Here is a 14,694-nt window from a genome sequence, read left to right as displayed (position 1 = left end):
GGACGGGGTGGCGCGCTTCGGAGTCCTCGTCCGACTCCGCGGGGGCCGTCGCGGTGGGCTGGTGCCTGCGCGGGCGGTTCTCGCGGAGGCGCTGCGCCGCCACCTCGGCCCGTCGCCGGTCCATGGTGAAGGCGAACCTGTGCCGCTCCTTGGCGCGCAGATGCACGATGTACGTGCTCAGCAGCACCGCGGGAACCGCGGGAGCCCAGAGGAAGCCGAGGCCGCCGACCGCCGCGACGACCGCGCCGAGCGTGAAGCCGAGGAACAGGACGACGGTGGTACGCCGACGGCGTGCGAGGACCTGGGTGCGCTGCGCACGCCGGGCCCGCTCGGCGTCGATCCCGCCGGGGCGCGGACGCCTGCGCCGGGCGGGTGCGGAGTCGGAGGGGGAAGCCGGCCGTTCCCGGGCCGGGCGCTCCTCCGGCGCACGAGCCGGGTCGTGCACCCGGGCCTCGGTGTGTGCCGGAGGCGCGGAGAAGTTCCGGACGTCGACGGTATCCATTCGATCCGTGCTCGCGTCCGGGTCGGCGTCGGGCGCCGCCTCATCGTCGGTGCGCTCCTGCAGCCCCTTGGCATACCGGCGCTCCATCGCCGCCCGTCCGGACAGCAGCCGGATGGCGGTGCTGAAGCGTTCCGTCGGACGGGCTTCGTTGAGCTCGTCCTGCCTGCGGAGCCACATCGGCACCAAGTAGGCGGCCCAGGCCCCGACGATGACTGCGTAGATCAGGCCGCTGCTGCTCACATCTCACACCGTAGAGGGGTTTGCATGGAGGCATCCGCCAATTGACGCGGTGTGTCGCGCGATCCGGCTGATATCACAGACTTTTTTTGTGATTGTTCGGATCAACAGTCGGCGTTTGCGTGTCCGTTAGCGGTCAAATCGCGATCAATTTCGAACACATATTTCATTTAGTGCGATGTTCGGGGTGCTCCGGACGGGCCCGCTGCCATCTCCGGAGCAGCCCCTCGGGCACCTCCTCGGCGGTGAGCGCGTAGATCAGATGGTCCCGCCAGGCCCCGTCGATGTGCAGATAGCGGGGCCGGATCCCTTCCTCACGGAATCCCAGCTTCGCCACCACCCGCCGGCTGGGCGCGTTCTCCGGGCGGATGCACACCTCGATCCGGTGCAGTCCGACCGCGCGGAAACAGTGGTCGACGGCGAGGGCGACCGCGGTCGGCATCACCCCGCGGCCCGCCACCTCCTGGTCGACCCAGTAGCCGACATGGCCCGAGCACATCGAGCCCCAGGTGATCCCGGCGACGGTCAGCTGGCCGACCAGCAGGCCCCGGTACTCGATGGCGAAGGGCAGCATCCGGCCGGCGTTGGCCTCGGCCCGCAGATGGCGGATCATCTGCCGGTACGTGGGGCGCTGGGCCACCGGACCGCCGGGGGCGGGCGGCGGCACGGTCGCCTCCCAGGGGCGCAGCCAGTCCCGGTTGCGCCGGTTGACCTCGCGCCACATGGTCTGGTCGCGCAGCTTTATCGGCCGGAGGGTGACGTCGCCGTCCACCAGGGTCACCGGCCAGGTCGGGACGTTCAGCTCGGGCTCCCGGGTCGGGGGTGATCGCCGCCGCGGAGCTGGTCGACGGCGTGCACCAGGAGTCGGGTCAGGACCGCGAGCCCGTCGCGCACCCCGCCGGTGGAACCGGGCAGGTTGACGACGAGGGTGCGGCCGGCCACGCCCGCCAGACCGCGCGAGAGCGCGGCCGTGGGGACCTTGGCCCGGCCCTCGGCGCGGATCGCCTCGGGGATACCGGGAATCTCCCGGTCCAGGACACGGCCGGTCGCCTCGGGGGTGCGGTCGGTGGGCGAGATGCCTGTACCGCCGGTGGTCACGATGACGTCGTACCCGGCGGCCACCCCGGCCCGCAGCGCCTGCTCGACCGGATCGCCGTCGGGGACGACCCGCGGCCCGTCGACGGTGAGGCCGAGCCCGGTCAGCACCTCGGCGATCAGCGGGCCGCCCTTGTCGGCGTAGACCCCGGCGGCGGCGCGGTTGGACGCGGTCACCACGAGGGCGCGGTACCCGGACGGCGATGTCCCCGGTGTGGTCATGCGTCCGCTCCGCCGGGTGCGGTGCGCCGGTAGTCGCCGGACTTGCCGCCCGACTTCGCCTCGACCCGGATGTCGGTGATGACCGCGGCCTTGTCGACCGCCTTGATCATGTCGACGACGGTGAGCGCGGCGACCGACACCGCGGTCAGGGCCTCCATCTCCACGCCCGTGCGGTCCGCGGTCTTCACCGTCGCGAGGATCTCCACCGCGTCCTCGGCCACACTCAGGTCGACCGTGACACCGGAGACGGCCAGCGGGTGGCAGAGGGGGATCAGGTCGGGGGTGCGCTTGGCCCCCATGATCCCGGCGATGCGCGCGGTGGCGAGGGCGTCGCCCTTGGGGACCCCTTCGCCCCGGAGCAGTTCGATGACGCGCGGCGAGACGAGGACCCGGCCGCTGGCACGTGCGACGCGCGCGGTGACGTCCTTCTCGGAGACGTCGACCATGCGGGCGGCGCCCGCCTCGTCGATATGCGTCAGCCTGTTCTGCGTACTCAACTAACTCCGCCTAGCGGTAGGGCGCCGGTTGCCCCTGGGCCGCACCGGGGTGCAGGCCCGGGGTCCGGGGGGTGTCCCCCGGAAGGCACAGCGGCAGATACCGTACCGCCACCCGGCGCGGGTCAGCGGATCAGGATCACCTCGGTGTCCGTGCCGGGCTCGGCGGAGGTGACGTCCTCGGGCAGCACGATCAGCGCGTCCGCCTGGGCGAGAGCGGCGATCAGATGCGATCCGGAACCGCCCACGGGCGTGACGGTGCCCGCCTCGGCGTCGTACGTCCCGCGCAGGAACTGCCGCCTGCCCGCGGGCGAGGACAGCGCCTTGTCGCCGACCAGGGTGGCCCTGGCGGTGGGGCGGTTCACATCCTGAAGACCCATCAGGGTACGGATCGCGGGCCGTACGAACAGCTCGAAGGAGACGTAACTGGAGACCGGGTTGCCCGGCAGCGCCAGCAGCGGGGTGTGGTCGGGGCCGATGGAGCCGAAGCCCTGCGGCTTGCCGGGCTGCATGGCGAGCTTGCGGAAGTCGATGCCGCTCCCCGGCTCGTCCTCGTCGCCCACCGAGGACAGGGCCTCCTTGACCACGTCGTACGCGCCGACGCTGACGCCACCGGTGGTGACGACGATGTCGGCACGGATCAGCTGGTCCTCGATGGTGGCGCGCAGCGTCTCGGCGTCGTCGGTGACGGCGCCGACCCGGTAGGCGATCGCTCCGGCGTCGCGCGCGGCGGCCGTCAGCGCGAAGCTGTTCGAGTCGTAGATCTGGCCGCCGGTCAGTTCCTCGCCGGGCTGGACCAGTTCACTGCCGGTGGAGATGACGACGACGCGCGGCCGGGGCCGCACCTTCACCGTCGAGCGGCCGATCGCCGCGAGCAGGCCGATCTGCGGCGGTCCGACCACCGACCCGGCGCGCAGGGCCAGATCGCCCGGCCGGACGTCGCTGCCGCGGTCCCTGACGTGGGCGCGGGCCTCGACCGGGCGGTGGACGCGGACCTCGCCGCGCGCGCCCTCCGGGGCGTCGCTGTGGGCGCGCATCGCGGCGGCGGGGCCCTCGCCCGTACCGCCGTCGGTCCACTCGACCGGGATCACGGCCTCCGCACCGGCCGGCAGCGGGGCGCCGGTCATGATGCGGGCGGCCTCGCCCGGCCCCACCCGCTGGTCGCCGAGGAGTCCGGCGTCGCCCGCCGCGACGTCACCGATGACGGTGAGGACCGCGGGGAACTCCTCGGTGGCACCCTCCACATCGGCGACGCGGACCGCGTAGCCGTCCATCGAGCTGTTGTCGAAGGGCGGCAGGGCGATCTCCACCACGACGTCCTCCACCAGGACGCAGCCCTGCGCATCGTGCAGTTGCAGCTCGATGGGTTCGAGCGGCTTCACCGCGGCGAGGATGTCTTCCAGGTGCTCGTCCACCGACCAGATCGTGCTGCTCAAGGTCTTACATCTCCTCGGTGACGTAACTGCGGAGCCAGGTCCGGAACTCCGGGCCCAGGTCTTCACGTTCGCACGCGAGTCTGACAATGGCACGGAGGTAGTCGCTCCGGTCACCGGTGTCATAGCGGCGGCCCTTGAAGACGACCCCGTGCACCGGGCCGCCGGCCTTCTCGTCCTCGGCCAGCAGTTGCAGGGCGTCGGTCAGCTGGATCTCGTCACCGCGGCCGGGCTCGGTCCGGCGCAGTATCCCGAACACCGCGGGGTCCAGGACATAGCGGCCGATGATGGCGAGGTTGCTGGGCGCGTCGGCCGGTTCCGGCTTCTCGACCAGGCCGGTGATCCGCATCACATCGCCCTCGGCGGTGGGCTCGACGGCCACACAGCCGTACTGGTGGATCAGCTCGGGCGGGACCTCCATGAGCGCGATGACGCTGCCGCCCTCACGCTCCTGGATCTCCACCATGCGGGCCAGCAGCGGATCGCGCGGGTCGATCAGGTCGTCGCCCAGGAGCACCGCGAACGGCTGGTCGCCGACGTGCGGCGCCGCGCACAGGACCGCGTGGCCGAGGCCGCGCGGGTCGCCCTGGCGGACGTAGTGCATGGTGGCGAGGTCGCTCGACTCCTGGACCTTGCGCAGCCGTTCGGCGTCGCCCTTGCGGGTGAGCGCGGACTCCAGTTCGTAATTGCGGTCGAAGTGGTCCTCCAGGGGACGCTTGTTGCGACCGGTGATCATCAGTACGTCGGAGAGCCCGGCGGCCACCGCCTCCTCGACGACGTACTGGATGGCAGGCTTGTCGACGACAGGCAGCATCTCTTTGGGAGTGGCTTTGGTGGCCGGCAGGAAGCGGGTACCGAGGCCCGCCGCCGGAATGACAGCCTTGCTGATCCTGGGGTTCGACTGAGTCATGCGCAGAACCTTAACCGGCAGACATGGGCGGAAGATGAGTCTCCGGTTAACTTTGTACTCATATATGCCAGTACGAGAGATCCGTGGGTGCCCCGTTGAACGACGACATGTCCGCAAAGGCACTGCTGCGGCGTGAACTGCTCGCCGCACGACGCCTCCTGACAGAGGAGGACGTCGAACGGGCCGCCGTGGTTCTGGCCCGCCGCGCGCTCGGACTCCCCGAGCTCTCCGCGGCCCGCACCGTCGCCGCGTATGTCTCGGTGGGGCGCGAACCGGGCACCCGCGCCCTGCTGGACGCGCTGCGCGCACGGGGCGTGCGGGTGCTGCTGCCGGTGCTCCTGCCGGACAACGACCTGGACTGGGCGCCGTACGAGGGCGCCGGGAGCCTTGAGAAGGCCGGTCGCGGGCTGCTGGAACCGGACGGGGAGCGGCTCGGCCCCGACGCCGTTCTGGAGGCGGACGCGGTACTGCTGCCGGGCCTCGCGGTGGACGGGCGCGGAATGCGGCTGGGCCGCGGCGGCGGCAGCTACGACCGGGTGCTGGCCCGGCTCTCGGCGGCCGGGGCGCATCCGGCCCTGATCGTCCTGCTGTACGACGACGAGGTGGCCGCGCGGGTCCCGGAGGAACCGCACGACCACCCCGTGGACGCGGTCGTGACACCGGCGGGATCACGGCGCTTCGGCGACGGCTGAAGCACCGCGGGCCCGCCCCCGGAAGTCCAGGAGCGGGCCCGTGCCTACGGCTTCGGGGGCGGTGCGCCCCTTACGGCTTCAGGGTCAGCGTGTCCTTCGTCGACCCGGCCACCGCGTTCGTCCCGTAGGACCAGTCGAGCAGCTCGCCGTTGACCCACTTGTCCGTCTGGTCGGTGTAGTGCGCGCTGAACGCGTGCCCGGAGGCGCCGGTGAGGTTGATCCAGCGGGACTTGTCCCAGTCCCCCACGTTGAGGACCATCCTCATCGACGGGACCCAGACGACCTCGTAGCCACCCGCCGCGTTCCAGCCGGTGGCGTCCACCGCGGCTTCGCCGCCGCCGAGGTTCCACGGGCCCCGGTTGAGCACCCGCTGGAGCAGTCCGGGCCCCTCCGTACCGAGGGTCTGGTTCTTCAGGGTCAGCTGGTGCAGCCGGCCCCAGTTCCAGGTGGTGATGTCCTTGCCGAGCTTGGCCGTCAGCTCCCAGCGGGCGTCCTCCATGGCGCGGGCGAAGAGCTCCTCGCGGTTCCCGGTCGCCTTGTCCTTGCGGTTCGCCGGCGCCTTCCACCAGTCGCTGTCCGGCTTGTCCATGAGGTTCTCGACGACCTGGTACCAGCGGTCACCGCCGTCCGGCTGCGCCGAGTCGGGGGCGCGCTGGCCGCATTCGCGTACCCGCTTGTCCTGCTCGTCGAGCGGACCGGAGCTCTTGGCCGGGGGCACGTTCAGGCATTCGCCCTTGACCCGCAGCTCCTTGGGGAGCTTGTCGCCGAAGGCCAGCTTGAGGATGTTGCGCCAGACCGCGTTGAAGTACGCGGCCGCCGCCGAGTCGGACTCCTGGGTGTAGTCCCAGCCCTCCAGCAGCTTCTGCGCCTCCCGGACGTCCTTGTCCGAGATGTTGATCTTCATCAGCTCGGGCACCAGCAGCGTGGCGATCTCGCTGGTGTTGTCCATCTGCATCTTCTGCATGTCATCGGTCGAGATCTTCCCGCCGCCCTTGATCTTCGACTCGATGAGGTCGTTGATCCGCTGGCTGCGGGTGCCGTAGCCCCAGTCCTTGGTGAGCATGTACGGGTACTTTTTCTCGTCGACGACCGCCTGGTTGGCGGTGACGATGTACCCGCGCTTCGGGTCGTACTCGTACGGCAGCTCGTCGAACGGGATCGGGTCCTTCTTCCAGCCGTAGGCCGAGGACCAGCCGGGGCTGGGCATCGTGCCGTCGCCGGACTTGCGCTGCGGGATCTTGCCCGGCGCCTGGTAGCCGATGTGGCCCTTGGTGTCGGCGTAGATCAGGTTCTGCGAGGGAACCTCGAAGTGCTCGGCCGCCGCACGGAAGGACGTGAAGTCCTTGGCGCGGTTGAGCTCGAAGACCGCGTCCATGGACTTGCCGGGCTCCAGCGCGGTCCACTTCAGCGCCACCCCGTAGCCGTCCGCACGGTCCGGAGCCGCGTTGGTGACGGGCGCCTTCTGGCCAACCTTCTCCAGCTCGCTGGAGCGGTCGGAGACCAGCGGACCGTTGTTGGTCTCACGGACGGTGATGTGCCGGTCCCTGCCGCCGGCGACCTTGATGGTCTCCTCGCGGGTGGTGAAGGGCTTCACCTTGCCGTCGTACTGGTAGCCGTCCGCGGAGACCTTCTCCAGGAAGAGGTCGGTGACGTCCGCACCCAGGTTGGTGAAGCCCCAGGCGACGTCCTGGTTGTGGCCTATGATCACGCCCGGCATACCGGAGAACGTGTAGCCGGCGGCGTCGTACTTGCAGGTCGCCGAGACGGTGCGGCAGTGCAGCCCCATCTGGTACCAGAGCGAGGGCAGCTGCGGCGCCAAGTGCGGGTCGTTGGCGAGCAGCGGCTTGTTGGTCGTCGTGTACTTGCCCGAGACCACCCAGGAGTTCGACCCGATGCCGGTGCCGTTCGGCCCGAGCAGCGAGGGGATCTTGTCCAGGGTGTCGGAGAGCGCGCCGAGCTGGGTGTTGAGCCCCTGTGTGGCGCCCTGCGCGGTGGACGAGCCGAGGCCTTCGGACGGCGTCGCCTGCGGGTCGAACTTCCCGGTGACCGGGGAGATCGCGCCCTCGGCGACGATCGGCTTGTGCTTGTCGTACGGGTAGGGCGGGTACAGGTCCTCGATCTGCTTCGCGTCGAGCCTGCTGGTCATCAGCGAACGGTCGATCTCGTCCTGCATGTTGCCGCGGAGGTCCCAGGCCATGGCCTTCAGCCAGGCGACCGAGTCGACCGGGGTCCACTGCGTCGGCTTGTAGTCGTTGGTGAGGCCCAGTGCCGCGTACTCGACGGAGATGTCCTTGCCGTCGCGGCCCTTGAGGTAGGCGTTCACCCCGTCCGCGTACGACTGGAGGTTCTTCTTGGTCTCCGCGGACAGGACGTGGTCGTACTCCTCCTGTGCGACCTTGCGCCAGCCGAGCGTGCGCAGGAAGGAGTCCGTCTCGACCTGGCCGGACCCGAACATCTCGGAGAGCCGGCCGGCCGTCATGTGACGGCGGACGTCCATCTCCCAGAAGCGGTCCTGCGCCTGGACGAATCCCTGGGCGCGGAACAGGTCGGCATCGGAGTCGGCGTAGATCTGCGGAATCCCGTAGCTGTCGCGCTTCACCTCGACATCACTGTCGAGGCCGGCGAGCCGGGCGGTCCCGTTGGTCTGCGGGTACGAGGCCCGCACGGTGGATACGGACCAGTACGTGCCGTATCCGATACCCGCGACAAGCGCCAGCACCAGGACGATCACGATCAGGCGGGCGCGTCGCCCCTTCTTCTTGCGCGACCCGCCACCGGCGGTACCGGTGGAGCCGGAAGAGGCGGTTGTGTTGGCGGGCATCGCTGTCCTTCGAGGGGCAGGGTGGTCCTGGGAGTGCAGGAGCAACCATAGGCGCAGCGCCGAAGCCTCTCTGACGCGGTATCGGGATGGTTCGAATTGCGTAGCGATCGCACGAGCACTCGAACGCATCAAGAAAACGTTAAAGATTAGGTAAGGTAACGAAGTACCGGCCGCCGGAACACGCTCCGGCAGGCGCTCGCAGGGAAGGACCGGCCACTGACTGTCCACGCGCTCAACGAGCTCCTGCTCGTCTGCTCACTTGTCCTGCTCGTCGCGGTGGCGGCGGTACGGATCTCGTCACGCAGCGGGCTCCCCAGCCTGCTCCTGTACCTCGGCATCGGCGTCGTCATGGGGCAGGACGGGCTCTTCGACGTCAAGTTCGACAACGCGGAACTGACGCAGGTCATCGGGTACGCGGCCCTGGTCGTGATCCTCGCCGAGGGCGGCCTCGGCACGAAGTGGAAAGAGGTCAGACCCGCCCTGCCCGCGGCGGCGCTGCTCTCCACCGTCGGCGTCGCGGTGAGCGTGGGCGTGACCGCCGCCGGGGCGCACTACCTGGTCGGCCTCGACTGGCGGCAGGCGCTGATCATCGGCGCGGTCGTCTCCTCCACGGACGCCGCCGCGGTCTTCTCGGTCCTGCGCAAGGTGCCGTTGCCCGCCCGGATCACCGGCGTCCTGGAAGCCGAATCCGGCTTCAACGACGCCCCCGTGGTGATTCTGGTGGTGGCCTTCTCGACCGTCGGGCCGGTGGACAGCTGGTACGTACTGGTCGGGGAGATAGCACTGGAGCTGGTGATCGGCGCCGCCGTCGGCATCGCGGTCGGCTGGCTCGGCTCGTTCGGGCTGCGGCATGTGGCGCTGCCCGCCTCCGGCCTCTACCCGATCGCCGTGATGGCGATCGCGGTGTCCGCCTACGCGGCGGGCGCCCTGGTCCACGGCAGTGGCTTCCTCGCCGTCTACCTGGCGGCGATGATCCTCGGCAACGCCAAGCTGCCGCACTGGCCCGCCACCCGCGGCTTCGCCGACGGGCTCGGCTGGCTGGCCCAGATCGGCATGTTCGTGCTGCTCGGCCTGCTGGTCACCCCGCACGACCTGCTCGACGACTTCTGGCCCGCCGTCGTCGTGGGCCTGGTGCTCACGGTGGTGGCCCGGCCGCTGGAGGTCTTCCTCTCGCTCGCGCCGTTCCGATTGCCGTGGCAGGAGAAGGCCCTGATGTCCTGGGCGGGGCTGCGCGGCGCCGTGCCCATCATCCTGGCGACCATTCCGATGGTGTCCGGTATCGAGGGCTCCACCCGGGTCTTCAACATCGTCTTCGTACTCGTCATCGTCTACACCCTCATCCAGGGCCCGACGCTGCCCTGGCTCGCGAAGGCCCTCAAGATCGCCGAGGACCCGTCCGAGGCGGCCGACCTGGGCATCGAGTCGGCGCCCCTGGAGCGGCTGCGCGGACATCTGCTGTCGGTGGCCATCCCCGCCAAGTCGAAGATGCACGGCGTCGAGGTCGGCGAACTGCGGCTGCCCTCGGGGGCCGCGGTCACCCTCGTCGTACGGGACGACAAGAGCTTCGTCCCCACCCCGCCGACCGTGCTGCGCCGCGGCGACGAACTGCTGGTGGTCACGACCGATCCGGTGCGCGACGCGACGGAGGCGCGGCTGCACGCCGTCGGCGAGGGCGGCAAGCTGGCCGGCTGGCTGGGGACCGACGGGAATCCCGGCGCGGAGCCCTTCACCGGGCCGCATGTCTCCAATGCGCTCAAGGCCGTGAAGAAACTGGGCCGGATGCCGGACGAGACAGTGGCGCACGAGACGACGGCCCGGGAGATGAAGACCCGCGAGACGAAGGCCCGTGAAGCGAAGGCGCGAGAAGCGAAGGCCCACCAGTGAGAGTGCGCCCGCGTTCGCAGGTTACGGAGGGTGACTGGCGCACAATCGCAGGTACATACGGAACTCTGCCTGTACCATGAAGGAAACCTGCCCATGCTCCGTACGGCTGTGACGCACCCCGGTGCCGCACCGCCGTACCGCGCGCGTCCGGCAGTGACTGATCCACCGACATTCAGATCCACCAGATCCACCGATATTCAACGATCTTGATCGACCAACTCTGCCTGACGCAGAGCTGGCGCGACCGTATGGCGGTCGTGGCGTCCTCCGCCTCAGCTGTGAGCGCCCGGCATCTACCGCAGTTCCGCGCGAAGAGGACAGCTCTCGGCAGCCCCTGACCGGGCCCGCACCCAGGTGCCGGCCCGTCCCGCAGGAGCAATGCCACCAGGCGGCAGAAAGGCATGGACCGTGGCGTCCACGGTCTCCGACCGCCCCGGATACGGGCAGTTGCTGCGCACTCCAGGTGCGTGGACCTTCCTCCTGCCGGGCTTCGCCGCACGGCAGCCCTTCGCCATGCTGACCATCGGCATCGTCCTGCTGGTCCAGCACACCACCGGCTCCTACGGCAGCGCGGGCGCCGTCGCGGCCGTGAGCGGCGTCTCCATGGCCCTGTTCGCGCCGCAGACCGGCAAGCTCGCCGACCGCTTCGGACAGCGGGCCGTACTGCTGCCCGGTGTCCTGGTGCACGCGGCGTCCGTGTCGGCCCTGACGGTGCTCGCGCTGGCGGACGCGCCGATCTGGGCGCTGTTCCTGGCGGCCGTGCCGACGGGTGCCTCCATCCCGCAGATCGGCCCCATGGTGCGCGCCCGCTGGGCGGCCGTGCTCGGGGCGGCGCCGGGCCGTGAGGCCTCACCCCTGATGTCCACCGCCGCCGCCTTCGAGTCGGTGACGGACGAGTTCACCTTCGTCATCGGACCGGTCATCGCCACCGCGCTGTGCACCGGGGTGCATCCGGCGGCGGGACTCATCGCGGAAGCCGCGCTGACACTGATCGGCGGGCTGTTCTTCGCCGCCCAGCGCGCCACCCAGCCGACCGTGCGCGACGCCGGTCCCACCGGCTCCCCGCGGCACGCCTCCGCCCTGTCGGTACCCGGCGTACGGGTGCTCGCGGTGGCCTTCCTCGGAATCGGCGCGGTCTTCGGCGGCATGCAGGTCTCGCTGACCGCGTTCGCCGAGGAGATCGGCAGCCCCGGCTCGAACGGGGTGCTGTACGGAATCTTCGCGGCCGGCAACATGCTGGCCGGGATCGCCTGCGGCGCCATCGCCTGGAAGACCGGGCCGCGGCGTCGGCTCATCGCCGGATACGCGGCGCTGACCCTGACCGCGTCGGGCCTGTGGGCGGTGCACTCCGTGCCCCTGCTGGCCGCGCTCGGGCTGCTGGTCGGACTGTGCATCGCCCCCGCCCTGATCAGCGGCTACACGCTGGTCGAGGCGCTGGTGCCGGCGTCCGCCAGGACCGAGGCGTTCACCTGGCTGACGGGCGCGGTCGCGCTCGGGCAGGCGGCAGCCGTGACGGTCGCAGGGCAGCTCGCGGACGCCCGTGGCGCGAGCACCGGATTCCTGGTGCCGCTGGTGGGTACGGTGCTGGCACTGGTGACCCTGCTGGCACTGCGTTCCAGGCTCGTACCGAGCACTTCGGGGCGGACCGTGGCACGTGGTGTCGGTCACCGCGGGCCGGTCACGGTGGACTGATCCAGCGGAATGCGTCACTATGGAGCGTCGTTAGCACTCATTGAGTCAGAGTGCCAGGAGGAACAAGTGCCGACCTATCAGTACCAGTGCACCGAGTGTGGCGAGGGCCTCGAAGCGGTGCAGAAGTTCACCGATGACGCCCTGACGGTGTGCCCGAACTGCGAAGGACGCCTCAAGAAGGTGTTCTCGGCGGTCGGCATTGTCTTCAAGGGCTCCGGCTTCTACCGGAACGACAGCCGCGGCTCCTCGTCGAGCAGCACGCCTGCACCGGCCGCCGCGAAGACCTCCGGTTCCGGATCGTCGTCCTCGACGGGGTCGGACACCAAGTCCTCGGCCTCTTCGTCCTCGTCGACGTCCTCCTCTTCGAGTGCTTCGTCGTCGTCCTCGTCCTCGTCTTCGTCGAGCGGTACGTCGGCCGCCTGAGCCGCCGGCCCACCTGCTTCGACCGTGACCCCGCTGATCCACTCGGCGGGGTTCCCGGCGTTTGCGGCCCCGCTAGTGTGACCGCATGGTGAACGCAGAGATCGGTGTGATCGGCGGATCGGGGCTGTACTCCTTCCTGGAGGACGTCACCGAGGTTCGCGTGGAGACCCCTTACGGAGAGCCCAGCGACTCCGTCTTCATGGGCGAGATCGGCGGCCGCCGGGTCGCCTTCCTCCCCCGGCACGGACGCGGCCACCATGTGCCGCCGCACCGCATCAACTACCGCGCCAACCTGTGGGCGCTGCGCTCGGTCGGCGTACGCCAGGTGCTCGGCCCGTGCGCGGTCGGCGGGCTCCGCCCGGATTACGGACCGGGCACGCTGCTCGTACCGGACCAACTGGTGGACCGTACGAAGGCCCGCGCCCAGACGTTCTACGACGGGGAGACCCGGGCGGACGGGGTGGCGCCGAACGTGGTGCACCTGGGCTTCGCCGACCCCTACTGCCCCAAGGGACGCAAGGTCGCGCTGGCGGCGGCCCGGGGCCGGGACTGGGAGCCCGTGGACGGCGGGACGCTGGTGGTCGTGGAGGGGCCGCGCTTCTCGACCCGGGCGGAATCGCGCTGGCACGCGGCGATGGGCTGGTCGGTGGTCGGCATGACCGGGCACCCGGAGGCCGTCCTCGCCCGCGAACTGGGGCTCTGCTACACGACGACGACGCTGGTGACGGACCTGGACGCGGGCGCGGAGACCGGCGAGGGCGTCTCCCACGGCGAAGTGCTCAAGGTGTTCGCGGCCAACGTCGACCGGCTGCGCTCGGTCCTCTTCGACGCGGTGGCCGCGCTGCCCGCCGAGGCGGACCGCGACTGTCCGTGCGCGCACGCGCTGGACGGGATCGACACCGGGATCGAGCTGCCGTAGGTCGGGGCGGGTGAGGGAGTTCTCCACATCGGCCGAGCCGTCCACAGGGCTCAGCGGGAATCTCCCGGATGCCGGATCGTGAGGTCTGTTCATGCGGGGCCGATCGATTCCCCGACTCCCTCACCCCAGGCGGTGTTCGACATGCGCTCATCCGGCTCATCAGGCTCATCCGCATCCCCGCAGCCCGCTCCCCCGTCCGCCGGCTCTCCGCTGATGTGTGCGCCCGCGCTTGCACCCTGCGGGGTGCCCGCGTTCCCGCCGTTGCGGGTGCGCGGGGGCGGCGGGCACCGGCTGTGGCGGGCGGTGTGGCGCCGGCGGCGGGCGATGGCTGCCGGGCTGGCTCTGACAGCGGCCGCGCTGGCCGCCTCGGGGCTCGGAGGGAGCCGGGGCGGTGACGCGGCACATGAAGCGGCCGGCGCGGCAACGGGCACGGCGCACACGGCCGGGACGGCGCGGGAGCGGGCATCGCCGCCGGTCCGGCTGGTATCGGCGCCGGTGCGGATCGCGGATGCGGCGACCGTGCGGCTGCTGCGGCCCGGCGACCGCGTGGATGTGATCGCGTCCGCGGGGTCCGGGACCGACGCCCGGGTGCTGGCGAAGAGCGCGCGAGTGGCCCAGGTGCCGGAGCCGTCCACCGGGGGCTCGATGGAGAACGGGGCACTCATCGTGCTGTCCGTGCCGCGAGCCACGGCAGCGACGCTGGCGGGTGCGGGGGTTTCGGCCGGACTTGCGGTGGTCCTGTGCTGATTCGTACTGACGAACCACCATGTCACCTGACAACCGTCAGATGTGGTGCGGCGGCTTCTCGTCGAGGAAACGCGCCAGGTCGGCGGTGCTGCCGCCGGAGGAGGCCCGCTCACCCCACCCCCGGTCCGTGTCGTCCGCGGACTGCTGGTCCAGCGGATCGTCGAAGATCAGTGCCGGTTTCGGCTTGGGCTCGGGCCGGTCCGACGGATTTGGCTTCGGATCACGCGGTCCGGGTGCGGGGGCGGTACTCATACCCCCAGGGTACGGCCGCCCTCCGGGGTACGGCCGTGGTGAGCTGCGCGGCTGCGGTACCGCCGTGGTCAGCGGTCCTTCGGGTCGAGCGCCCAGAGGCCGAGCACGACGAGGAACGACAGGCAGAGGAAACCGGCCCCCCACCACGCGGTGCCGGAGTGGCCCTCCATCCATTCGTCGATGATCACGGTCAGGCCCCAGAGCTGCCCGATGACCACGGTCATGGCCAGGGTCAGCCGGGCCGTGAGCTTCGAGGAGCGCTCCGGCTCCTGGTCGCTGCCGGCTCCCGGCCCCGGTCCGGTGCGGCGGACGCGGGGGTCACCGTAGCCACTGGTGGCCCGGATCTGCGGGTAGCGCTCATGGACGGGCCG

15 protein-coding genes are annotated in these 14,694 nt (G+C 70.6%); 6 read left to right on the top strand and 9 right to left on the bottom strand.

What is annotated here, in order from left to right; translation table 11 throughout:
• From sepX to galU, 6 genes are all read right to left on the bottom strand, one after another.
• Nucleotides 1-742: divisome protein SepX/GlpR (sepX, locus tag J1C73_RS26300; protein ID WP_372446737.1), on the bottom strand; the 742-nt coding region annotated here is incomplete at its 3' end.
• Between the two features lie 163 nt (nucleotides 743-905).
• Complete coding sequence (locus J1C73_RS26295) at nucleotides 906-1,520, bottom strand: GNAT family N-acetyltransferase (protein WP_123459876.1); 615 nt, start codon at nucleotides 1,518-1,520, stop codon at nucleotides 906-908.
• A 17-nt stretch (nucleotides 1,521-1,537) separates the two neighbouring features.
• The gene (locus J1C73_RS26290; protein WP_207318564.1) at nucleotides 1,538-2,056 is read right to left on the bottom strand and encodes a MogA/MoaB family molybdenum cofactor biosynthesis protein; all 519 of its coding nucleotides are present in this window, start codon (nucleotides 2,054-2,056) and stop codon (nucleotides 1,538-1,540) included.
• Nucleotides 2,053-2,553: a cyclic pyranopterin monophosphate synthase MoaC gene (gene moaC, locus J1C73_RS26285; protein ID WP_123459878.1), complete on the bottom strand. Its 501-nt coding sequence runs from the start codon at nucleotides 2,551-2,553 to the stop codon at nucleotides 2,053-2,055. The genes J1C73_RS26290 and moaC overlap by 4 nt, the downstream gene beginning before the upstream one ends.
• A 122-nt stretch (nucleotides 2,554-2,675) precedes the next feature.
• A complete protein-coding gene (glp, locus tag J1C73_RS26280; RefSeq protein WP_207318563.1) occupies nucleotides 2,676-3,986 on the bottom strand; it encodes a molybdotransferase-like divisome protein Glp in 1,311 nt (436 codons plus the stop codon).
• 4 nt (nucleotides 3,987-3,990) lie between these two features.
• Complete coding sequence (gene galU, locus J1C73_RS26275) at nucleotides 3,991-4,893, bottom strand: UTP--glucose-1-phosphate uridylyltransferase GalU (protein WP_123459880.1); 903 nt, start codon at nucleotides 4,891-4,893, stop codon at nucleotides 3,991-3,993.
• 107 nt (nucleotides 4,894-5,000) lie between these two features.
• Here galU and J1C73_RS26270 point away from each other — a divergent pair, with 107 nt between their 5' ends.
• On the top strand, nucleotides 5,001-5,585 hold the full coding sequence (locus J1C73_RS26270; protein WP_207318566.1) for a 5-formyltetrahydrofolate cyclo-ligase: 585 nt from the start codon (nucleotides 5,001-5,003) through the stop codon (nucleotides 5,583-5,585).
• 70 nt (nucleotides 5,586-5,655) lie between these two features.
• On the opposite strand, the gene J1C73_RS26265 is transcribed toward J1C73_RS26270, so the two are convergent.
• Nucleotides 5,656-8,406, bottom strand: a complete 2,751-nt coding sequence (locus J1C73_RS26265) for a penicillin acylase family protein (protein ID WP_207318562.1) — start codon at nucleotides 8,404-8,406, stop codon at nucleotides 5,656-5,658.
• A gap of 276 nt (nucleotides 8,407-8,682) precedes the next feature.
• Here J1C73_RS26265 and J1C73_RS26260 point away from each other — a divergent pair, with 276 nt between their 5' ends.
• The 5 genes from J1C73_RS26260 (at nucleotide 8,683) to J1C73_RS26240 (ending at nucleotide 14,071) form a co-directional block, all read left to right on the top strand.
• On the top strand, nucleotides 8,683-10,290 hold the full coding sequence (locus tag J1C73_RS26260) for a potassium/proton antiporter (RefSeq protein WP_307797801.1): 1,608 nt from the start codon (nucleotides 8,683-8,685) through the stop codon (nucleotides 10,288-10,290).
• 408 nt (nucleotides 10,291-10,698) lie between these two features.
• Nucleotides 10,699-11,982, top strand: coding sequence for an MFS transporter (locus J1C73_RS26255; protein ID WP_207318561.1), 1,284 nt, complete (start codon nucleotides 10,699-10,701; stop codon nucleotides 11,980-11,982).
• Between the two features lie 66 nt (nucleotides 11,983-12,048).
• Nucleotides 12,049-12,405, top strand: a complete 357-nt coding sequence (locus tag J1C73_RS26250) for an FmdB family zinc ribbon protein (RefSeq protein WP_207318560.1) — start codon at nucleotides 12,049-12,051, stop codon at nucleotides 12,403-12,405.
• An 85-nt stretch (nucleotides 12,406-12,490) separates the two neighbouring features.
• Nucleotides 12,491-13,324, top strand: coding sequence for an S-methyl-5'-thioadenosine phosphorylase (locus J1C73_RS26245; RefSeq protein ID WP_207318559.1), 834 nt, complete (start codon nucleotides 12,491-12,493; stop codon nucleotides 13,322-13,324).
• 243 nt (nucleotides 13,325-13,567) lie between these two features.
• On the top strand, nucleotides 13,568-14,071 hold the full coding sequence (locus tag J1C73_RS26240) for a hypothetical protein (protein WP_307797800.1): 504 nt from the start codon (nucleotides 13,568-13,570) through the stop codon (nucleotides 14,069-14,071).
• A 36-nt stretch (nucleotides 14,072-14,107) separates the two neighbouring features.
• On the opposite strand, the gene J1C73_RS26235 is transcribed toward J1C73_RS26240, so the two are convergent.
• Nucleotides 14,108-14,323, bottom strand: coding sequence for a hypothetical protein (locus J1C73_RS26235; protein WP_207318558.1), 216 nt, complete (start codon nucleotides 14,321-14,323; stop codon nucleotides 14,108-14,110).
• Between the two features lie 68 nt (nucleotides 14,324-14,391).
• Nucleotides 14,392-14,694: hypothetical protein (locus J1C73_RS26230; protein ID WP_207318557.1), on the bottom strand; the 303-nt coding region annotated here is incomplete at its 5' end.

The organism is Streptomyces laculatispora, assembly GCF_017353455.1.
GTDB lineage: Bacteria > Actinomycetota > Actinomycetes > Streptomycetales > Streptomycetaceae > Streptomyces > Streptomyces laculatispora.
This window is presented reverse-complemented; position numbering and strand designations above follow the sequence as displayed.